The sequence below is a fragment of the Streptomyces sp. NPDC000941 genome (assembly GCF_053599555.1).
This window is the reverse complement of the sequence record NZ_JBSFMM010000076.1, coordinates 1-19,549: the sequence shown is the minus strand read 5'-3', so window position 1 is coordinate 19,549 and position 19,549 is coordinate 1. Positions and strand designations below refer to the sequence as shown.

The window sequence follows — 19,549 nt, the reverse complement described above, 5'->3', positions numbered from 1 at the left end:
CGCAACGTCGCTGTCGTGGGGATCTCACACACCGGCGCCCCGCGAAAACCCGTCGCCACACAGCCCGCGGCGCCTGTAAGAAGTGGAGATGTCCACCGAAGCCGGATCCGACCACCGTGCCCTGGCCAACCTGCTCGCCGAGCGCGCCTGTGAGCGGCTGATCGTCGAATTCCTCCGCCGCCTCGACCTCGGAGACCCCGCCACTGTGGCGGAGCTGTTCACGCCCGACGGCGTATGGGAGTGGCCGCAGGGCGCCCGCAGGATCGAGGGGCGGGGGGCGCTGCGGGAGTACTTCGGGTCGCGGCCGGCGGACCGGCTGTCGCGGCGGATGTGTACGAACGTCCTGGTCACCGTGGACTCCCCGGCGACAGCCGCCGCCACGTCGTACTTCGCGACATACCGCGTCGACGGCTACACCGGCGGCATGCTGCCGCCCCGCCTGCCCGCGAACGTGGGCCATTACGAGGACACGTTCCGCAAGGAGAACGGCGTCTGGCTGCTCGCCACCCGGACGACGTTCCTGCCCTTCGGCGGCCCGACGGAGCGCGTCAGCTCGCCCCGGCAGCCGTAGACCACGGAAGATGACCCCATGAGCACCGCCATCACCTTCGTCCGCGGCGACATCACCGACCAGCACGTCGACGCCATCGTCAACGCCGCGAACTCCTCCCTCCTCGGCGGCGGAGGCGTCGACGGCGCCATCCACCGCCGGGGCGGCCCCGAGATCCTGGAGGCGTGCCGGGCGCTGCGGGCGTCCCACTACGGCAAGGGGCTGCCGACGGGGCGGGCCGTGGCCACGACCGCGGGGCGGCTGCACGCTGACTGGGTCATCCACACCGTGGGGCCCGTGTGGTCCGCCTCCGAGGACCGCTCGGAGCTGCTCGTCTCCTGTTTTCGCGAATCGCTGCGCGTCGCGGACGAACTCGGCGCCCGTACGGTCGCGTTCCCGGCCATCTCGACCGGCGTCTACCGGTGGCCCATGGAGGACGCCGCCCGTATCGCCGTCGAGACGGTGCGGGCCGCGGACACCGCGGTCGAGGAGGTCAGGTTCGTCCTCTTCGACGAGCGCGCGTATGCGGCGTTCACCGCGCAGGCGAGTTAGGCCGCGGTCAGCAGGCCGCCGTTGCCCGCAAGGTCTCGCGATACGCGCGGGCCGTGGCCATCACCCTTTCGAGGGCGTCCCGGGTGTGGATGAGCTCGTCGATGTGGCGGGAGAGCCGGTCGTGCTCCTCTGCCATCCGCTCCAGCGCGGCGTCGGAATTCTCCTCGCTGGGCGCGTCGACGCAGGGCAGCAGTTCGGCGATGGTGCGGCTGGACAGCCCCGCGGCGTACAGCCGCTGGACGAGCGTGACCCGTTCGACGTCGTCGTCCGTGTAATGCCGCTGCCCGCTGGCGCTGCGGGTGCTGGTGAGCAGCCCCTGCTCCTCGTAATAGCGCAGGGATCTGACGCTGACCTCGGCTCGTGCGGCGAGCTCCCCGATGCGCATGTCGTCCTCCCGGTTGTGACCCGCTGACTGTGACCCGCGGCACAGAGCCTTGCCTCTGACATCCATGTGAGGTTTTAGCGTAACCGCCGAGCGCCCGAGAAGCGGGCGCCGCGGATCGCGGAGGAAAGCCGACGTGACGACGACGACCCTTTTCGACAGCTATCGGCTCGGCGACGTGACGCTGCCCAACCGGGTGGTGATGGCCCCGATGTCGCGGATCCGGGCCGCCGACGGCGGTCTGGCGACGCCGTCGATGGCGACGTACTACGCGCAGCGGGCCACCGCCGGGCTGATCGTGACCGAAGGCGTGCAGCCGAGTCTGATCGGGCAGTCCAATCCGGGTACGCCGGGGCTGCACACCGACGAGCAGGTCGCCGCGTGGCGCCCGGTGACCGCCGCCGTGCACGCCAATGGCGGTCGGATCTTCGCCCAGCTGATGCACGGCGGGCGGGTCTCGCATCCGGACACCACCGGTATGCGCCCGGTCGGGCCGTCGGCCGTCGCCGCCGTCGGCGAGGTGTTCACCCCGACCGGGCCCCAGCCCACGCCGACGCCGCGCGCCCTGGAGGCCGCCGAGGTGCCCGAGCACGCCCAGTCGTACGGCCAGGCCGCCCGCCGCGCCATCGACGCCGGCTTCGACGGTGTCGAGCTGCACGGCGCCAATGGCTATCTGATCTCGCAGTTCCTCTCCTCGAACGCCAATCTGCGCACGGACCGCTACGGAGGCTCGATCGCGGGCCGGATCCGGTTCGCCGTCGAGGCGGCGTCGGCGACCGTCGAGGCCGTCGGCGGGGCCAGGACCGGTATCCGGCTCTCCCCGGGCGGGACGTTCTGGGGCGTGACGGAAGCCGATGTTCCAGAGCTCTACACCGCGCTGCTGACCGAGCTGGCCCGGCTTGAGGTGGCGTACGTGCATCTCGAAGCCACCGTCGACGAGGAGGTGTTGATGGGCCTGCGCCGTGCGTGGCCGAACACCCTGATCATGAACCCGGTGCTGCCGATGGGCCCGAAGCAGACCGGGCGGACCGAGGCCGACCACTGGCTCGGTCTTGGGGCCGAGCTCATCAGTTTCGGGCGCGCCTTCATCGCCAACCCCGACCTGGTCGAGCGGCTGCGCACCGGGCTCCCGATCGCCCCGACCGACGAGGCCACGTACTACCAGGGCGGCGACGCGGGTTATCTGACCTACTCGGCTTATCAGCACACGGCCTGACGCCAGGCCCGCCGGTACTCGCTCGGCGACACCCCGATGTGCCGGAGGAAGTGGTGGCGGAGGTTGTTGGCCGTGCCCAGGCCGCTGAGTTCGCCGATCTTCTCGATGGGGAGGTCGGTCGACTCCAGCAGGGACTGGGCCCGCCCGAGGCGCTGAGTGAGCAGCCACTGCAAGGGCGTCGTCCCCGTGGCCTCCTGGAGCCGCCGGTGGAACGTGCGGGGGCTCATCGCGGCCTGCCGCGCCAAGTCCCGTACGGTGAGCGGCTGGTCGAGCTGGGACCGGGCCCAGTCGAGTACGGGGGCCAGTGCGTCGTCGTCGGTCGCGGGCACGGACAGGTCGATGAACTGGGCCTGGCCGCCGGGCCGGTGGGCGGGCACCACCATGCGGCGGGCCAACTGGTTCGCGACATGGGCGCCGAGGTCGCGGCGCACCAGATGGAGGCAGAGGTCGAGCCCGGCGGTCAGGCCCGCGCTGGTGAGCACGTCGCCGTCGTCCACGTACAGCACCGAGTCGTCGACCCGCACCTTCGGGTAACGCTCGGCGAGTTGGGCGGTGTGCTGCCAATGGGCCGTGGCGCGCCGCCCGTCGAGCAGCCCGGCCTCGGCGAGCGCGAAGGCGCCGGTGCACAGGGAGACCATGCGGGCGCCCGCGTCGCAGGCCCGGCGCAGGGCCAGGATCAGCGCCTCCGGCAGGGGTTTGCCCGCTTCGACACAGGCGTCGGGCACCGACGGCACGATGACCGTGTCGGCTCCGACCAGGTCGTCGAGGCCGTAGCCGGTCCGCAGCACGAGCCCGGTGCCGGCGGCGGCGTCGGCGTCCTTGGGTCGCTCACCCTCTCCCGTGCCGCACAGCATCAGCTCGTACCAGGGGTCGGCCAGGTCGGACTGCGCCTTCCCGAAGACGGTGCAGGGGATGCTCAGCTCGTAGAGGTCCCAGGAGGGGAGCACGATCTCCTCGGTCACGACCACGGCCACGGAACCAGCGCTCATGCCTCGCAGCGTATGGCAGGAATTTGGTGGTGGCCGTCATCGGTGTCACTGTCCGCGGCCGCCGGGCGCTGCGAGCGTGGGTGGTGAGTGATCAACCGCTGTGCGCGGACGTACAAGGAGTTGTGAGTTGAACGCTGACCACCAGGCCGTCACGGTCATCGGACTGGGCTCGATGGGCTCGGCGCTTGCCGCCGCGCTGCTGGACCGCGGCCATCCGACCACCGTGTGGAACCGCTCGGCGGACAAGGCCCGGCCGCTGGCCGGCCGGGGCGCCCGCCCGGCCGCGACGCCCGGGGAGGCGGTCGCGGCGAGCCCGCTCGTCGTCGCCTGCGTCCTGGACTACGAGGCGCTGCACACCGTCCTCGACCCCGTCGCCGACACCCTCGCGGGCAAGGTCCTGGTCAACCTCACCTCCGGCTCGCCGGAGCAGGCCCAGGAGATGGCCGTATGGGCCCGGTCCCATGGCGCCGACTACCTCGACGGCGCGATCATGACCACCCCGCCCGGCGTCGGCAGCCCCGAAATGATGTTCCTCTACAGCGGTCCGCACGCCGTCTTCGAAGCCCACCGGCCGACCCTGGCGGCCCTGGGCGACCCCCTGCACCTGTCCGACGACCCCGGCCTGGCCTCCCTCTACGACGCGGCCCTGCTCGGCCTGATGTGGTCCACCATGGCCGGCTGGCTGCACGGCACCGCGCTGGTCGGCGCGGAGAAGACGCCGGCCACGGCCTTCACCCCGGTCGCGATCCGCTGGCTGACCGCCGTGACCGGCTTCCTCACCGCCTACGCACCGCAGGTGGACGCCGGCCGCTACCCGGGCGACGACGCGACCATCGACGTACAGATCGCGGCCATCGAGCACCTGCTGCACGCGGCGGCGTCCCGGGGCATCGACAACGCGCTGCCCCAGCTGCTGAAGTCCACCATGGAGCGGGCCAGGGCCGCGGGCCACGGCTCGGACAGCTTCGCGGGTGTGATCGAGGTCCTGAGGAAGCCGGCGGCCGACCAGTGACCACGACGCCCGCGGCCGCCCAGGAACCGATGGCCACCGCCGCGCCCTGGGCGGAGCTGCTGTCGGCCGCCGCCGACGACTGCCTGGCCGCTCTCCTCACCACCGCCGACCAGGACTGGTCACGCCCGGCCCACGGCCTCGACTGGACCTGCCGGGCGACCCTCGACCATCTCGCCCTCGGCCTGACCGGCTACGCCGGACTGCTCATCGCCCGGCCCCAGGAGCGCTACATCACGCTCTTCGCCTCGCTCGATCCCGCGGCCCCGGTCCCCGCCTGTCTGGAGGGGGTCGGGATCGCCGCGTCCCTTCTCACCTCCACCGTCCGCGACACGTCCACACAGGTGCGCGCCTGGCATCCCTGGGGACACTCCGACCCCGCCGGGTTCGCCGCCATGGGTATCGTCGAACTGCTCGTCCACACCTACGACATCACCCGCGCCCTCGGGCTTCCCTGGACCCCGCCCGACGGCCCGGTCGGTGCCGCGCTCACCCGTCTCTTCCCCGGTGCCCCGGCGGGCAACAGCCCGTTTGACACCCTGTTGTGGTGCACCGGACGTATCCCGCTTCCCGGCCGTCCGCGGCGCGCCGAGTGGCAGTGGGACGGAACGCCCGAAGGAGACCGGAATGACAGATCTGCGCCAGGCCCGCGTGTCCGACCACCCCGCGCTGGTGGAGTGCGTACAGACGTGGTGGGGTGACTCCCGCACACCCCAGCAGGCCCGCGAGCTGTCGCTGCTGCTGCCGAAGCTGTTTCTGCAGTTCTTCTCCGGCACCAGCCTGGTACGGGAGGACGGGGCGGGGGCGGTCGAGGCGTTCCTGGTCGGCTTCTACTCCGGGGACAACGGCCACGAGGCGTATATCCACTTCGTGGGGGTGAACCCCCGGCTGCGCGGGCAGGGCGTGGCGCGCGGGCTCTACGAGGCCTTCTTCCGGCGGGCCGCCGAGGCGGGCCGGACGGAGGTGCGCGCGATCACCTCGCCGGGGAACACCGGGTCCATCGCGTTTCACCGGGCCATGGGGTTCGAGTTCGAGGCGGGTGACCGCGAGGTCGACGGGGTGCCCGTGCACAGCGACTACGACGGCCGGGGGCAGGCCCGGGTGTGCTTCCGCAAGCCGCTCGACCGCACGGTCGTCACAACGCGATGACGTCGAGGCCGACCGAGGGCAGCGCCCAGGGTTCGATCGTGCCGTCGCACAGCTCCGCGAGGAACTGGACGGCACCGCCCGCGTAGTGCCACCACTCGCCGTTGTGGGAGGCGACGGTGACCAGCCACTCCCCCGGGCCGTCGCCGGTCGTGCTCCACAGGAACATGTCGCCCTGGTTGGAATCCCCCCACGGCAGCAGCCCGCCCGGCGCAGGGTGGGGGCGCAGACCGGCTGTCATGTCGTGTTCCACCCAGTCCACAAGGTCCTCGGTCAGCGTCTCGCGGATGCCGTCGAGCAGGTACCGCTCCTTCCCGGGCCTGGGGAGGTTGGGAAGGAGGAAGTCGCCAAGGATGAAGTCGGGATAGCACTCGGCGAGGCGCTTGTAGTCGGCGGGCAGCGGGGTGCCCAGGCCCTCCTCCAGCACCGCCCAGTCGAGCACGGCGGGCTCCGGTCGGCGGTGGGCCGCCAGGCCGGGCACGGCGCGCTCCAGCGCGGCGATCGCCTCGTCCGGATCGGTGAGGCGGTGTGCCGGGGTCTGCGTACCGATCAGGTCGTCGGTCGGGGTGTCGGTCGGGGTGTCGCTCATGGTGCACAGGGTGACATACCGGTCCGACAGTGGCCCCGGCCATGGCCGTCGGCCACCGGTCACCGCGGCACCAACTCCCGTTCCAGAATGGCCGATTCCTGTTTCGGACTGCGATCAGTAGTTCACCTTCCCGTCATCTGATCAAGCCCGGAATGTGGGTTTCCACGAGCACGCTTCCGCCGTGAGACGCATATTCGGAATCGTCCTGGCGGTTCTGTTGATCGGTGGCGTGGTTGTCGCCGTCGTCGCGGGACGCGATAAGGACAAGGGCACGGCAACGACGACCGTGCGCGGGGTGATCGGGTCGGAGAAGGCCGAGTTCTTCGCCGACCCCGATGTGGTGAAGGCCCTCGCGGACAAGGGGGTGACCGTCAAGACGGAGACGTCCGGCTCCTGGGCGATGGAGAACCTTCCGCTCAAGGGGTACGACTTCGCCTTCCCGAGCAGCGAGTCGCCCGCCGCCGAGCTGGCCCGGAAGGCCGGGGTGAACGGTACGCCGCTGCGGCCGTTCTACTCGCCGCTGGTGGTCGTGGCGCATCGCAACGCGGCCGGGGTGCTGGCCGACAACGGGCTCGCGACGCTGACGGCCGGCAAGAACACCGGCACGCTGAAGATGGGCGCCTATCTCAAGGCCGCCGAGGAGGACCGCACCTGGCAGCAGCTCAAGGGCTCGCGGAAGTACAGCGAGCTGAACGGCGTGGTGTCCATCACCAGCACCGACCCCGCCCAGTCCAACTCGGGCGCGCTGTATCTGGCCGCCGCCTCGTACGTGGCCAACGGCGGCCGTATCGTCGCCAGTGACGCGGACATCGCCCGGACCACCCCGCTGCTGAAGAAGCTCATCAGCGTCCAGGGCGCCCAGCAGTCCAGCTCCGACGCCCCGTTCCGGGACTTCATCAGCGGCGCGGCCAACCCGCTGGTCCTGGTCTACGAATCGCAGGTCGCCTCGCTGCTGCTGCAGAAGCAGGACGTCGGCGACATGGTCGTCCTCTACCCGGACGTCACGGTCAACAGCGACCACACCCTGGTGCCGCTGACCCCCGAGGGGCGCAAGCTCGGGGAACTGCTGAGCGGCGACAAGAAGCTACGCGAGCTGGCCGTGCGGCACGGCTTCCGGCCGCAGGGGACGGCGTCCGAGTTCATCGCCGCCACCGCGCCCCACACCGCGTACCTCAACCAGCGGCTGACCGGGGTCCGGCAGGCGCCCGTGCCCAAGGCCGAGGTGCTGCGGGACCTCGCGCGACGAGCGACGAGCTAGGACCTAGGGAGACAGACCATCATGGCCACTGACAACACCGACGACCTGGTCCTCACCCCGCCCGAGCCCGTCGCCCCGGTGCCCAAGGAGAAGGCGGCCGGTCTGGTGCCGGTCGAGGACTCCGCACGGGAGGAGATGGAGCGCCGCGCCTCCGAGTACGTGTCCACGCTGGCCGGCCTGGACGCCCGCTCCCCCGAGTTCGCCACCCGGATCGGCGAGATCACCGCGCTCGGCGCGGGTGAGATGCGCGGCGCCGCCCAGCAGTCCAACCGGATGCTGGACCGCACCGTGCGCTCCCTCGCCCAGGGCGACGGCGACGCGCAGACCCGGGTGTCGTCCTCGCTGGTCGAACTGCGCCGCACCGTCGAGGACCTGGACCCGCGCGACACCCAGCTGAAGGGCGCGCGCAAGCTGCTGTCCAAGCTGCCGGGCGGCAACAAGCTGCGCGACCACGTCGCCAAGTACGCCTCCGCCCAGGGCACCCTCAACAAGATCGTCGGCTCGCTGCGCGGCGGCCAGGACGAGCTGCGCCGCGACAACGCCGCCCTGCACACCGAGCGCATCCGGCTCTGGGAGAGCATGGGCAAGCTCCAGGAGTACGCGGTGCTGGCCGACGCCCTGGACACGGCCGTGGAGCGCCAGATCACGGCCGTCGAGGCCACCGACCCGACCCAGGCGGACGCGCTGCGTGCCGATGTCCTCTTCCCCGTACGGCAGAAGCACCAGGACCTGCTGACGCAGCTCGCGGTGTGCGCGCAGGGGTATCTGGCGATGGACGTCGTACGCCGTAACAACGAGGAGCTGATCAAGGGCGTCGACCGGGCCGCGACCACCACCGTCTCGGCGCTGCGCATCGCGGTGATGCTGTCCTCCGCGCTGGAGAGCCAGCGCAAGGTGACCGAGCAGGTCAACGCCCTGCGCGGGACGACCGAGGACCTGATCCGGGGCAATGCGGAGATGCTGGCCACCCAGAGCGGCGAGATCCAGCGGATCGCGGCCGACCCGGCGGTGGGTGTGGAGACGCTGCGCGGCGCGTTCCAGCAGATCTACCGGACGCTGGACGCGATCGACACCTACAAGGCGCGGGCGACCGAGTCGATGGCGACGACGGTGGAGGCCCTGACGGACGAGTTGCAGCAGGCGAGCGCGTATCTGGAGCGCACCCGCTCGGCGAGCGCGGCCGAGGGGAGCCTGCAGTGAACCCATCTCCTCGCGGGGTGCCCCGGCGCGCCTTTATGGCCCTCGGCCTGGCCGCCGTGCTGCCGGTGAGCGCCGCCTGCACCTCGGAAGATTCGGAAGACGAGGACAAGAAGGGGGGCGGTAAGCGCGCCCCCGGCACGCTGCGGATCCTGGCGAGCAGCGAGCTGACGGATATGAAGCCGGTGCTGGACGCGGCGCGCGAGGCGACCGGCGTCACCGTCGAGGCCACCTGGTCGGGCACCCAGGACGCGGTCGAGCGGGTGGCTTCCGGGAAGGCCGACGGGGCGTACGAGGCGATCTGGCTGTCGTCCAACGACTATCTGCGGCTGCGCCCGGAGACCGCCAAGAAGATCACCTCGGAGACGCCGGTGATGACCTCGCCGGTCGCCCTCGGTGTCAAGGCGGACGTGGTGCGGCGGCTGGGCTGGCATCCGGACCAGGTCACCTGGGCCCGGATCCACCAAGCGGTGGCCGACGGGAAGCTGACGTACGGGATGACCGACCCGGTGCGTTCCAACTCCGGCTTCTCGGCGCTCATCTCGATCGCCTCGGGGCTGTCCGGCGCCCAGTCGGCGCTGCGCGACGCGGACGTACGGAAGGTCACGCCGAAGCTGAAGGAGTTCTTCGCGGGGCAGAAGCTGACGTCCGGCTCGTCGGGGTGGCTGGCCCAGGCGTACACCCGGCGCGGCGACGTGGACGCCCTGATCAACTACGAGTCCGTCCTGCTGTCCCTGAACCGCGACCACCACACCGACCTGACGGTGATCCGCCCCCAGGACGGAGTGGTGACCGCCGACTACCCGCTCACCGCGCTCGCCTCCGCGCCCCAGGACGCGCGGGACTCGGTCCGCGCGCTCACCGAGTATCTGCGGTCCGCCGAGGCCCAGCGGATGCTGACCGAGCGGACCTTCCGGCGGCCCGTCGTCACCTCCGTACGGCCCGCCGCCCCGCTGTCCGCCGCCAAGCGGCGCGAACTGCCCTTCCCTGGCACCCGGTCGGTGGCCGACGGGCTGCTCGCCGCGTACGAGAACGAGCTGCGGCGGCCCTCGCGGACGGTGTACGTACTGGACACCTCCGGCTCGATGGAGGGCGACCGGCTCGACCGGCTCAAGGCGGCGCTGACCCAGCTGGCCGGCGCGGACGGCGCGGCCACCGGGGAGCGGTTCCGGGACCGGGAGGAAGTGACGCTGATGCCCTTCGGCTCCGAGGTGAAGGTGGTCCGTACGCATACGGTGCCCGAGGCCGACCCGGGCAAGGCGCTCGCCGCGATCCGCGCGGACGCCAAGGCGCTGACCGCCGACGGGGAGACCGCGATCTTCAGCAGTCTGCGGGAGGCGTACCGCCATCTCGCCGAACGCGCCTCGGCCCTCGGGGACGACCGTTTCACCTCGATCGTGCTGATGACGGACGGGGAGAACACGGCCGGGGACTCCGCCGACGACTTCGAGTCCTTCTACCGGCGCCTGCCCGGGGCGCAGCGGACGACCCCTGTCTTCCCGATCCTCTTCGGCGACTCCGACCGCGGCGAGCTGGAGAGCATCGCCTCCCTCACCGGCGGCCGGCTCTTCGACGCGACCAAGAGCTCGCTGGACCAGGCCTTCGAGGAGATCCGTGGCTACCAATAAGGCGAGTGGGGCCAAGAAGGCCGGTGCGACCAATAAGGTCCTGCGCTATCTGGAGTCCCGTAAGAACATCGCCGGCAGCGCGGCGGGGGTCGCGGGCCTGGCCCTCACCTTCACCGGCCTCGCGGGCGCCTACTGGCCGGTGGTGGTGGTCGGCCTGTACGGCGCGGGCGCGCTGATCGCCCCGCCCGAGCGGCCCGCGGCGCCGGACTTCGCCGACCCGGCCCGGGAACTGGACGCCCTGCGGGAGGACTTCACGCGGCTGCGGGACTATCTCGGCGAAGTCGAACTGCCGCCCGCGGCCTCCGGCCGGCTCACCGAGCTGGACGGGCTGCTGGCAGCGCTGCTCGACCCGGAGCTGGCGGGCGAGGCGCTGATGCTCGACCCGGAGGGGACGTACGCGCTGTCGCGGATCATCCGCCACGACGTGCCCGAGGCCGTCGACACATACGCCCGCACCCGCTGGTGGACCCGGCTCACCCCGGGCGCTGACCCGCCCGAGCGCCATCTGGAGCGCCAGCTGACGCTGCTGTTCGACGAGGCGAACGCGATGGCCTCGGCCCTGCGGGAGGCGGAGGCCCGCCGTCAGCAGACGCATACGCAGTACCTGGAGGACCGGGGGCGCAACAGCTAGTGCCGCGTCAGCCAAGGTTTGACCCGCGCGCCGCCCTGGCACGCGCCCCCACCTACCGCTGGGAGGTGCCCAGGCCGGGCCGAGCACTACATCATGTTTCTGGTCAACTGCTCGTCGATAAATCGACGAGCTTGCACAACGGGCGGCACTGGCTGCAACACGTCGCTTGCGTCCAGCTCCACCGGAGCGGAGCAGAGGCGATTGACTGCGCCCCGCACAGCAACGGCGGCAAGTTCACGGCCGCGGATCTGCGTGGCATCAGGAAGCTGGTCTCCAACGGCGCCTGACGCGAACGGCGTCTGACGCGAAACGGCCTCTGACGCGCGAACAACGAGGCGGGGCCCCGCACATGGGTGCGGGGCCCTTTGCCTGAAACGGCGGAGCTGTCGCTCAGCCCAGACGCTCGACGAGCGCGCGGTGCTCGTCCCACATCTCCTGCGGCGTGTGGTCGCCGAAGGTGCGCAGGTGGTCGGGGACCAGCGCCGCCTCCTCGCGCCATACGTCCTTGTCGACGGTCAGCAGCAGGTCGAGGTCGGCGTCGGGGATGTCCAGGCCCTCGGTGTCCAGCGCCTCGCGGGTCGGCAGCACGCCGATCGCGGTCTCCACGCCCTCGGCCTTGCCGTCGAGGCGGTCGACGATCCACTTGAGCACACGGCTGTTCTCGCCGAAGCCCGGCCATACGAACCGGCCGCCGGCGTCCTTGCGGAACCAGTTCACGTAGTAGATCTTCGGCAGCTTGGCCTGGTCGGCGGTCTTGCCGACCTTCACCCAGTGGGCCATGTAGTCGCCCATGTTGTAGCCGCAGAACGGCAGCATGGCGAACGGGTCGCGGCGCAGCTCGCCGACCTTGCCCTCGGCCGCGGCGGTCTTCTCGCTGGCCACGTTGGCGCCGAGGAAGACGCCGTGCTGCCAGTCGAAGGACTCGGTGACCAGCGGCACCGCGCTGGCGCGCCGGCCGCCGAAGAGGATCGCCGAGATCGGCACGCCCTTGGGGTCCTCCCACTCGGGCGCGATGATCGGGCACTGTCCGGCGGGCACGGTGAAGCGGGCGTTGGGGTGGGCGGCGGGGGTGCCGGACTCGGGCGTCCAGTCGTTGCCCTTCCAGTCGGTGAGGTGCGCGGGCGCGTCCTCGGTCATGCCCTCCCACCACACGTCGCCGTCGTCGGTGAGCGCGACGTTGGTGAAGACCGAGTTGCCCCACAGGGTCTTCATGGCGTTGGCGTTGGTGTGCTCACCGGTGCCGGGCGCGACGCCGAAGAAGCCCGCCTCGGGGTTGATCGCGTACAGCTGGCCGTCCTCGCCGAACCGCATCCAGGCGATGTCGTCGCCGATGGTCTCGACCGTCCAGCCGTGGATGGTCGGCTCCAGCATGGCGAGGTTGGTCTTGCCGCAGGCGCTGGGGAAGGCCGCCGCGACGTACTTGGCCTCTCCGCGCGGCGGGGTGAGCTTGAGGATCAGCATGTGCTCGGCGAGCCAGCCCTCGTCGCGGGCCATGACGGAGGCGATGCGCAGCGCGTAGCACTTCTTGCCGAGCAGCGCGTTGCCGCCGTAGCCGGAGCCGTACGACCAGATCTCCCGGCTCTCGGGGAAGTGGGAGATGTACTTGGTGCTGTTGCACGGCCAGGGGACGTCGGCCTGACCGGCCTCCAGCGGGGCGCCGAGGGTGTGCACGGCCTTGACGAAGAAGCCCTGGTCACCGAGGACGTCGAGGACGTCCTGGCCCATGCGGGTCATGGTGCGCATGGAGACGGCGACGTACGCGGAGTCGGTGATCTCCACGCCGATCGCGGACAGCGGCGAGCCGAGCGGGCCCATGCAGAACGGCACCACGTACATGGTCCGGCCGCGCATCGAACCCCGGAAGACGCCCTGCTCCCCGGAGAAACTGCCTTCTTCCCCGCAAAAGATGGCGCGCATTTCGTCCGGGTGTTTCCAGTGGTTGGTCGGGCCCGCGTCCTGCTCACGCTCGGAGCATATGAAGGTGCGGTCCTCGACGCGCGCCACGTCCGTGGGGTCGGAGGCGGCGTAGTACGAGTTCGGCCGCTTGATCGGATCGAGCCGCTGGAACGTTCCCTTCTCCACGAGCTCCGCGCACAGTCGCTCGTACTCCGCCTCCGAGCCGTCGCACCACACCACCCGGTCGGGCTGGGTGAGCTCGGCGATCTCGCCGACCCAGGAGATCAGCTCCTGGTGGCTGGTGGGGGCTGCGGTGGTTGAGGAAGCCACATTGCTGGGCGCCACGATCGCTCCATTCCGCCGGGACCGCTCCGGTCCGGCGTCACTGATTGAGGGTTTGGCCGGATATGTGCACTCATACCCGCCCTATGCGTTTTTCGACGTTCAGGAGTTTTGGGAGTTATGGAGACAGCTACCCCTTGGGGGCTGCGACCCGGATGCTCAGCTCATCCGGTGCCGACCGCGCTCATTTGATCATCCGACGGCTCGGGCAATCTGTCCAGTGGGCACAGGGTGACCATCACCACTCGAAACAGGGGGGTAACCTACGGTGGCGTAGGTAGCATGTGCGCCATGACTGCCGCCGTGCCCGATCCCGCCGTTGACGCTCCGGTTGACACCACGACAGGGCCCCCGGCGGATCCGCCGGCCCCCGTCAAGCCACGACTGCGTGGATGGCTGCATGCCGGGATGTTCCCCGCCGCGCTCATCGCCGGCGTGGTCCTCACCGCCCTCGCGGACAGCCCGCGCGGACGGCTGGCCTGCGGCATCTACACCCTCACCGCCTGCGCGCTGTTCGGCGTGAGCGCCCTCTACCACCGGGGCGACTGGGGGCCGCGCGCCGCGGCCGTGCTGCGCCGGCTGGACCACGCCAATATCTTCCTGATCATCGCGGGCACCTATACGCCCTTCACGCTGCTGCTTCTGCCCGACGGCAAGCAGGAGTTGATGCTGTGGCTGGTGTGGGCGGGGGCGCTCGCCGGGATCGCCTTCCGGGTCTTCTGGGTCGGCGCCCCGCGCTGGCTCTACACCCCCTGCTATATCGCCCTGGGCTGGGCCGCGGTCTTCTTCCTGCCCGACTTCCTGCGCACCGGCGGCATTGCCGTGATGACGCTGATCGTCGTCGGCGGGCTGCTCTACAGCGTGGGCGCGGTGGTCTACGGCACCAAGCGCCCCAACCCCTCACCGCGCTGGTTCGGCTTCCACGAGGTGTTCCACTCCCTCACGCTGGCCGCCTTCGTCGTCCACTACGTGGGCATTTCCCTGGTGGCCTATCAGCACGCCTGACTCCCGCCACTGGCTATCGATTGACAGCCCACATCTTTTGAGAGTTACTGTCACTTGACGGTAACTCTCGGAGGTGTGCCTTGTCTGCTGTTTCGGATGCCCGGGGTGTCCCGGATCCGCGTCGCTGGTGGGCGCTCGGGGCCCTCGTCGCGGCCCTGCTCGTACTCGGCTTCGATACGACGATCCTCAACATCGCCCTGCCACAGATGGCCACGGCGCTCGGCGCCGACACCGGCGAACAGCAGTGGATCGCCGACTCGTACACCCTCGTCTTCGCCGCCGGAATGCTCCCTGCCGGTCTCCTCGGCGACCGGTTCGGCCGCCGCGCGATGCTGGTGACGGGCCTGGGAATCTTCCTGGTCGGCTCGGTCGTCGGCACCCTCGTGGACTCCGCGGCCCTCGTCATCGCCGCCCGCGTGCTCATGGGCCTGGGCGCCGCGCTGGTCTCGCCGCTGTCCCTGGCCGTCGTGCCCACCTTCTTCGGCCCCGAGGAACGCGCCAAGGCCATCGGGGCCCTCAGCGCGGCCGCGGCGCTCGGCATGCCGCTGGGACCGCTGGTCGGCGGCTGGCTCCTGGACCACTTCTGGTGGGGCTCGGTCTTCCTGATCAACATCCCCATGGCCGCGATCGCCATGGTCGTCTGCCTGTTCCTGCTCCCCGAGTCCCGCGACCCGGCCGCCCCCAAGGTCGATGTCGTCAGCACCGCGCTGAGCGCCGGCGGGCTCGCCACGCTCGTCTACGGCTTCATCGAGGCCCCGCACCGGGGCTGGTCCGACCCGCTCATCTGCACCATGTTCGCCGCGTCGGCCGCACTGCTGACCGGCCTCGTACTGCGCGAGCGACAGGCCGTACGCCCCATGCTCGACCTGCCTCTGCTGCGCCGGCCCGCCTTCCTGTGGAGCGCCGTCACCGCCACACTGGTGAGCTTCTGCCTGCTGGGCCTGCTGTTCGTCCTGCCGCAGTACCTCCAGGCCGTAGTCGGCTACGACGCCTTCGGCACCGGGCTGCGGCTGCTGCCCATGATGGGCGGACTGCTGATCTCCGCCCGGACGGCCGCCCCGCTCGCCGCGCGCTTCGGGGCCCGGCCCGTCATCGCCGGCGGGCTGCTGGTGATCGCCGCGGCCGCGTTCCTCGGCTCGCGCACCCAGGTGGACGACGGCTACGGCATGACCGCGCTCTGGCTGACGCTCACCGGCCTGGGCTTCGGCTTCGGCATCGTCCCGGCCATGGACGCGGCCCTCGGCTCGCTGCCCAAGGACCGCGAGGGCACCGGCTCGGGGCTCCTCATGACGCTCCGGCAGGTCGGCGGCGCCCTCGGGATCGCCCTGCTCGGCAGCCTGCTCGCGGTCGCGTACGACGACCGGCTGGACACCACCGGACTGCCGCCGGGCGCGGCGGATGTCGCCGGCGACTCGGTCATCGCCGCCCGGCTGCTGGCCGAGCGCCTGCACAGCCCCGAGCTCGCGGCCTCCGCCGACCGCGCCTTCGTCCACGGTATGGACCTCACCCTGCTGGTCACCGCCGCCGTCTCGCTGGCCGCGGCCGTCCTGACGGCGCTCTTCATGCCGGGTCGGGGCGCCCGGAACGCACAGCCGGACGCACAGCGGGACGCCCAAGAAACGCAGGACGGGCCGGACACCGAGGCACCGGCCATGGCCCAGGAGCGCACTGATGCCCGACAATGAGTTTCATGGCACGTACCACCCCCACAGCCCCGCCCAAGCTCGGACTGCGTGAGCGCAAGAAGATCCAGACCCGGCAGGCGATCCGGCGCGCCGCGTACCGGCTCTTCCAGGAACAGGGGTACGACGCCACCCCGGTCGACCAGATCGCGGAGGCCGCGGAGGTCTCCCCGAGCACGGTCTTCCGCTACTTCCCCACCAAGGAGGACATCGTCCTCACGGACGAGTACGACCCGCTCATCCTGGAGGCGCTGCGCGCCCGCCCCCTCGACGAGCCGCCGGTGGCCTCCCTGCGGCGCGCCCTCATCGATCTGATCCGCCAGTACGCCGAGGACGCCCGCGGGGAGTTGGAGATCAGGCTGACCCTGATCCGGCAGGTCCCCGCGCTGCGCGCACGGATGAGCGAGGGCATGACCCAGACCCGCGACATGCTCGGCGAGGTGATGGCCGAGCGCAGCGGACGGGCGGCGGACGACCTCGATGTGCGGGTGGTCGTGGCGGCCGTCCTCGGGGCGGTGCAGGAAGCGGTCTTCTACTGCTTCGACCGCGGGCGGATCGAGGACATCGAGAAGGAGATCGACCGCGCGCTGGACATCCTGGCCCGCGGCCTGCCCCTGTAGCCCCCGCTCCGGGCCCGGGCGCTACCCCGGGCCCGGGGGTTACCCCAGACCGGGGCGGTTACCCCAGCTTCCCCGCCAGCGCCCCCGCGTCCGCCGTGGGCGCGTCACAGGTGAACCGGCGGCATACGTACGCCGCCGGCCGCCCTTCCAGCAGCGGGCGGTCCAGCAGCAGCGGCACCTCCCGGGAGCCGGGCTCGCCGACCGCGACCACCGCCCCGGGCGCGGTGCCCAGGAGGGCGGCCCGGTGCAGGGCGCGGGTCGCCGGGTCGTCGCCGGGGCCGACGACAGCCACCTCGCGCGGCCCGTCGAGCAGCGCCTCGGCCACCGCGAGCCCCCAGCCGATGAACCGCGGCACCCGCGCCCCGAGCGCCTGCACCACCCCGAGCGCGCGCTCGGCCGCCTCCCGGGGGCGGTCCTCGCCGGTGACGGCGGCGTACGACAGCAGAGCCCCGGCCGCGGCCGTCCAGCCCGAGGGCGCGGCGTTGTCCGTCGGGTCCTGGGGGCGGCGGATCAGCGCCTCGGCGTCGTCGGCGGTGTCGTACAGCATGCCGTCCTCGGCGGCGAAGTGGCCCTGCACGGTGTCCAGCAGCAGGCCCGCGAGCTCGACCCAGGCGCCCTCGCCGGTGACGGAGGACAGCGCGAGGAAGCCCTCGGCGACATCCGCGTAGTCCTCCAGGACACCCGCATGGGATCCGGCGGTGCCGTCCAGGGAGGTGCGGGCGAGCCGCCCGCGCTCGTCCAGGTGGACGCGCACCAGCAGGTCGGCGGCCTCGGTCGCGGCCTCGACGAGGTCGGGGCGGTCGAAGTACGCGCCGGTCTCGGCGAGCGCGGCGACCGCCAGGCCGTTCCACGCGGCGACGACCTTGTCGTCGCGGCCGGGGCGCGGCCGCTGCCCGCGCGCCGCCAGCAGCCGCTCCCGTACGGAGGCGACACGCCCGGCGTCGGCCAGCGCCTCGCGGTCGGGGAGCCGCAGCACGGAGGCGCCCTGCTCGAAGTTGCCTTCCTCGGTCACGCCGAAGAACTCGGCGGCGAGCTCGGCGTCCTTCTCCCCCAGCACCTCGCTCAGCTGCTCCGAGGTCCACACGTAGTACGCGCCCTCGGCGTGCCCGCCCTTGCCGTCGTCGCTGTCGGCGTCGAGGGCGGAGGCGAATCCGCCTTGTTCGGTGCGCAGCTCGCGGACCAGGAAGTCGGCGGTCTCCACGGCGACGCGGCGGGCGAGGTCCGACCCAGTGGCCCGCCACAAATGCGCATAAACACGACACAGAAGCGCATTGTCATAGAGCATCTTCTCGAAGTGCGGCACGGTCCAGGTCGCGTCGACCGCGTAGCGCGCGAACCCGCCGCCGAGCTGGTCGTAGATGCCGCCGCGGGCCATCGCCTCGCAGGTCGCCTGGACCATCTGGAGCGCGCCCTCCGAGCCCGTACGGGCGTGGTGGCGCAGCAGGAACTCCAGCACCATGGACGGCGGGAACTTGGGCGCGCCCCCGAAACCGCCGTGCACGGCGTCGAATTCGCGGGTCAGCGCCATCAGCGCGGTGTGCAGATCCTCGGGCCCCGGCGGCTGGGCGGCCCCGTAGGCCAGGGAGGCCCCGCCGCGCTCGGCGAGGTCCCGCACGATGCGCTCGGCCACGTCCTTCACCTCGTCACGGCGGTCCGCCCATGCGGACTGCACGCCCTCGAGGACCTGCCGGAAGGACGGCATGCCGTGGCGCGGCGCCGGCGGGAAGTACGTGCCGAAGTAGAAGGGCTCGGCCTCGGGGGTCAGGAAGACCGTCATCGGCCAGCCGCCCTGGCCGGTGGCGGCCTGCACGGCCTCCATGTAGACGGCGTCGACGTCCGGCCGCTCCTCGCGGTCGACCTTCACGGACACGAAGTGCGCGTTGAGGTAGTCGGCGGTCGCCTCGTCCTCGAAGGATTCACGGGCCATGACATGGCACCAGTGACAGCTCGAATAGCCGACGCTCAGCAGCACGGGCACACCGCGGCGGCGGGCCTCCTCGAAGGCGTCGTCGGACCACGGCCGCCAGTCGACCGGATTGTCCGCGTGCTGGAGAAGGTACGGAGATGTCTCATGCGCCAGACGGTTCGGCATGCCCCCATCCTCCCTCAACTCATGGCGAGGGCGAGTTATCCACAGGCCTGCCGGATATGAGCCAGAAACGGAACACTTGATGCTGGCAGGAGGGGGACGAAGATGCCGGGATCACCGACCGCGCTGCGGGACAGTCATCGTGGAGAGGTCGAGCGGCTGCTCGCGCGCGCCGTCGAGGAGGAGGTGCGGCGCTCCGGCGGGCGGACCGACGGCGGGGTGCTGCTGGGTCGCGCGCGGGCCGCGCTGGACAGCATGGCGGCGACGGCCGCCGAGGAGTACGGGGCGTATCTGCGCGCGCTGGAGGAGTCGGAGGCCGAGAGCCGGCCGCTGTCGTCGCGGCTGACGCGCCGGCAGCTGGGCCCGCCGATGCTGGCCACCGCGGTCGCGGCCGCCGGCGCCTTCGGCGCGGACCTGTCCTGGGGCACCTCGGCGGCCACGGCGCTGGGCGCGGGCGTGACCGCGGCGGTGGCCGGCTCGGCGGCCGCGGTCGTGGGGCTCACGGCCGGCCACTGGCCCGCCGCCCACCGCCGGGCCGCGCTGCGCAACCAGCCGGGCGGGGCCGAGCAGCTGAGGCTCCAGTGGCTGACGGCCGTGGAGGTGCGCGGCATCCGGCCGTTCGTCGACCGGCACCGGATGACGACGGCCGCCATCCGCGGCAGCGGCGGCACCGACCGGCCCGCCCGCTCCACCGCGGGCGCCGGGTCCGGCTCGGGCAAGGGCGACGCGGGCCGCGCGGGCTCCGGCGGGCGCGCGAGCTCCGCGGGG

18 protein-coding genes and 1 pseudogene are annotated in these 19,549 nt (G+C 71.7%); 14 read left to right on the top strand and 5 right to left on the bottom strand.

Annotated features, from left to right (window positions below; genetic code table 11):
* The first annotated feature begins 88 nt into the window (after nt 1-88).
* Nucleotides 89-571: a nuclear transport factor 2 family protein gene (locus ACWDSL_RS24210; RefSeq protein WP_450488638.1), complete on the top strand. Its 483-nt coding sequence runs from the start codon at nt 89-91 to the stop codon at nt 569-571.
* Between the two features lie 18 nt (nt 572-589).
* Complete coding sequence (locus ACWDSL_RS24205) at nt 590-1,102, top strand: O-acetyl-ADP-ribose deacetylase (RefSeq protein WP_450488636.1); 513 nt, start codon at nt 590-592, stop codon at nt 1,100-1,102.
* A 7-nt stretch (nt 1,103-1,109) separates the two neighbouring features.
* Here the strand turns inward: ACWDSL_RS24205 and ACWDSL_RS24200 are convergent, their stop codons facing one another.
* Nucleotides 1,110-1,487: a MerR family transcriptional regulator gene (locus tag ACWDSL_RS24200; RefSeq protein ID WP_450488634.1), complete on the bottom strand. Its 378-nt coding sequence runs from the start codon at nt 1,485-1,487 to the stop codon at nt 1,110-1,112.
* Nucleotides 1,488-1,620: 133 nt separating this feature from the next.
* Here ACWDSL_RS24200 and ACWDSL_RS24195 point away from each other — a divergent pair, with 133 nt between their 5' ends.
* Complete coding sequence (locus tag ACWDSL_RS24195) at nt 1,621-2,700, top strand: alkene reductase (protein WP_450488632.1); 1,080 nt, start codon at nt 1,621-1,623, stop codon at nt 2,698-2,700.
* Here the strand turns inward: ACWDSL_RS24195 and ACWDSL_RS24190 are convergent.
* A complete protein-coding gene (locus ACWDSL_RS24190; protein WP_450488690.1) occupies nt 2,685-3,668 on the bottom strand; it encodes a GlxA family transcriptional regulator in 984 nt (327 codons plus the stop codon). The genes ACWDSL_RS24195 and ACWDSL_RS24190 overlap by 16 nt on opposite strands.
* Nucleotides 3,669-3,816: 148 nt before the next feature.
* Here ACWDSL_RS24190 and ACWDSL_RS24185 point away from each other — a divergent pair, with 148 nt between their 5' ends.
* Genes ACWDSL_RS24185 through ACWDSL_RS24175 form a run of 3 tightly spaced genes read left to right on the top strand, consistent with a single transcriptional unit; the run spans nt 3,817 to nt 5,847 of the window.
* Nucleotides 3,817-4,701 carry an NAD(P)-dependent oxidoreductase gene (locus ACWDSL_RS24185; RefSeq protein ID WP_450488630.1) on the top strand — a complete coding sequence of 295 codons (885 nt, stop codon included), beginning with the start codon at nt 3,817-3,819 and terminating at the stop codon, nt 4,699-4,701.
* Entirely contained in the window at nt 4,698-5,399 is a 702-nt protein-coding gene (locus tag ACWDSL_RS24180; RefSeq protein WP_450488628.1) for a maleylpyruvate isomerase N-terminal domain-containing protein, read from the top strand. Before ACWDSL_RS24185 ends, ACWDSL_RS24180 begins: the two co-directional genes overlap by 4 nt.
* Complete coding sequence (locus tag ACWDSL_RS24175) at nt 5,326-5,847, top strand: N-acetyltransferase family protein (protein ID WP_450488626.1); 522 nt, start codon at nt 5,326-5,328, stop codon at nt 5,845-5,847. Before ACWDSL_RS24180 ends, ACWDSL_RS24175 begins: the two co-directional genes overlap by 74 nt.
* On the opposite strand, the gene ACWDSL_RS24170 is transcribed toward ACWDSL_RS24175, so the two are convergent.
* Nucleotides 5,834-6,433 carry an SMI1/KNR4 family protein gene (locus tag ACWDSL_RS24170; protein WP_450488624.1) on the bottom strand — a complete coding sequence of 200 codons (600 nt, stop codon included), beginning with the start codon at nt 6,431-6,433 and terminating at the stop codon, nt 5,834-5,836. The genes ACWDSL_RS24175 and ACWDSL_RS24170 overlap by 14 nt on opposite strands.
* A gap of 181 nt (nt 6,434-6,614) precedes the next feature.
* Here ACWDSL_RS24170 and ACWDSL_RS24165 point away from each other — a divergent pair, with 181 nt between their 5' ends.
* Genes ACWDSL_RS24165 through ACWDSL_RS24150 form a run of 4 tightly spaced genes read left to right on the top strand, consistent with a single transcriptional unit; the run spans nt 6,615 to nt 11,147 of the window.
* Nucleotides 6,615-7,691: a hypothetical protein gene (locus ACWDSL_RS24165; RefSeq protein WP_450488622.1), complete on the top strand. Its 1,077-nt coding sequence runs from the start codon at nt 6,615-6,617 to the stop codon at nt 7,689-7,691.
* A gap of 21 nt (nt 7,692-7,712) precedes the next feature.
* Nucleotides 7,713-8,891, top strand: coding sequence for a toxic anion resistance protein (locus tag ACWDSL_RS24160; protein ID WP_450488620.1), 1,179 nt, complete (start codon nt 7,713-7,715; stop codon nt 8,889-8,891).
* Between the two features lie 35 nt (nt 8,892-8,926).
* The gene (locus tag ACWDSL_RS24155; RefSeq protein WP_450488688.1) at nt 8,927-10,516 is read left to right on the top strand and encodes a substrate-binding and vWA domain-containing protein; all 1,590 of its coding nucleotides are present in this window, start codon (nt 8,927-8,929) and stop codon (nt 10,514-10,516) included.
* Complete coding sequence (locus tag ACWDSL_RS24150) at nt 10,503-11,147, top strand: hypothetical protein (RefSeq protein ID WP_450488618.1); 645 nt, start codon at nt 10,503-10,505, stop codon at nt 11,145-11,147. Before ACWDSL_RS24155 ends, ACWDSL_RS24150 begins: the two co-directional genes overlap by 14 nt.
* 390 nt (nt 11,148-11,537) lie before the next feature.
* Here ACWDSL_RS24150 and ACWDSL_RS24145 read toward each other — a convergent pair whose 3' ends face one another.
* A complete protein-coding gene (locus tag ACWDSL_RS24145; RefSeq protein ID WP_450488617.1) occupies nt 11,538-13,388 on the bottom strand; it encodes a phosphoenolpyruvate carboxykinase (GTP) in 1,851 nt (616 codons plus the stop codon).
* A 279-nt stretch (nt 13,389-13,667) separates the two neighbouring features.
* On the opposite strand from ACWDSL_RS24145, the gene trhA reads away from it, so the two are divergent.
* From trhA to ACWDSL_RS24130, 3 genes are all read left to right on the top strand, one after another.
* Nucleotides 13,668-14,390, top strand: coding sequence for a PAQR family membrane homeostasis protein TrhA (gene trhA, locus ACWDSL_RS24140; RefSeq protein WP_450488615.1), 723 nt, complete (start codon nt 13,668-13,670; stop codon nt 14,388-14,390).
* A gap of 80 nt (nt 14,391-14,470) precedes the next feature.
* Nucleotides 14,471-16,075, top strand: a complete 1,605-nt coding sequence (locus ACWDSL_RS24135; RefSeq protein ID WP_450488613.1) for an MFS transporter — start codon at nt 14,471-14,473, stop codon at nt 16,073-16,075.
* 5 nt (nt 16,076-16,080) lie between these two features.
* Entirely contained in the window at nt 16,081-16,692 is a 612-nt protein-coding gene (locus ACWDSL_RS24130; protein WP_450488611.1) for a TetR/AcrR family transcriptional regulator, read from the top strand.
* Nucleotides 16,693-16,750: 58 nt separating this feature from the next.
* Here ACWDSL_RS24130 and ACWDSL_RS24125 read toward each other — a convergent pair whose 3' ends face one another.
* Nucleotides 16,751-18,784: a thioredoxin domain-containing protein gene (locus tag ACWDSL_RS24125; RefSeq protein ID WP_450488609.1), complete on the bottom strand. Its 2,034-nt coding sequence runs from the start codon at nt 18,782-18,784 to the stop codon at nt 16,751-16,753.
* 102 nt (nt 18,785-18,886) lie between these two features.
* Here ACWDSL_RS24125 and ACWDSL_RS24120 point away from each other — a divergent pair.
* Nucleotides 18,887-19,549, top strand: a pseudogene (locus ACWDSL_RS24120) (hypothetical protein); the annotation flags it as partial.

Coding starts and splice junctions, on each gene's coding strand:
- ACWDSL_RS24210 (WP_450488638.1), top strand. CDS start 89: ATGTCCACCGAAGCCGGATCCGACCACCGTGCCCTGGCCAACCTGCTC.
- ACWDSL_RS24205 (WP_450488636.1), top strand. CDS start 590: ATGAGCACCGCCATCACCTTCGTCCGCGGCGACATCACCGACCAGCAC.
- ACWDSL_RS24200 (WP_450488634.1), bottom strand. CDS start 1,487: ATGCGCATCGGGGAGCTCGCCGCACGAGCCGAGGTCAGCGTCAGATCC.
- ACWDSL_RS24175 (WP_450488626.1), top strand. CDS start 5,326: ATGACAGATCTGCGCCAGGCCCGCGTGTCCGACCACCCCGCGCTGGTG.
- ACWDSL_RS24170 (WP_450488624.1), bottom strand. CDS start 6,433: ATGAGCGACACCCCGACCGACACCCCGACCGACGACCTGATCGGTACG.
- ACWDSL_RS24160 (WP_450488620.1), top strand. CDS start 7,713: ATGGCCACTGACAACACCGACGACCTGGTCCTCACCCCGCCCGAGCCC.
- ACWDSL_RS24155 (WP_450488688.1), top strand. CDS start 8,927: ATGGCCCTCGGCCTGGCCGCCGTGCTGCCGGTGAGCGCCGCCTGCACC.
- trhA (WP_450488615.1), top strand. CDS start 13,668: ATGTGCGCCATGACTGCCGCCGTGCCCGATCCCGCCGTTGACGCTCCG.
- ACWDSL_RS24130 (WP_450488611.1), top strand. CDS start 16,081: ATGGCACGTACCACCCCCACAGCCCCGCCCAAGCTCGGACTGCGTGAG.
- ACWDSL_RS24125 (WP_450488609.1), bottom strand. CDS start 18,784: ATGCCGAACCGTCTGGCGCATGAGACATCTCCGTACCTTCTCCAGCAC.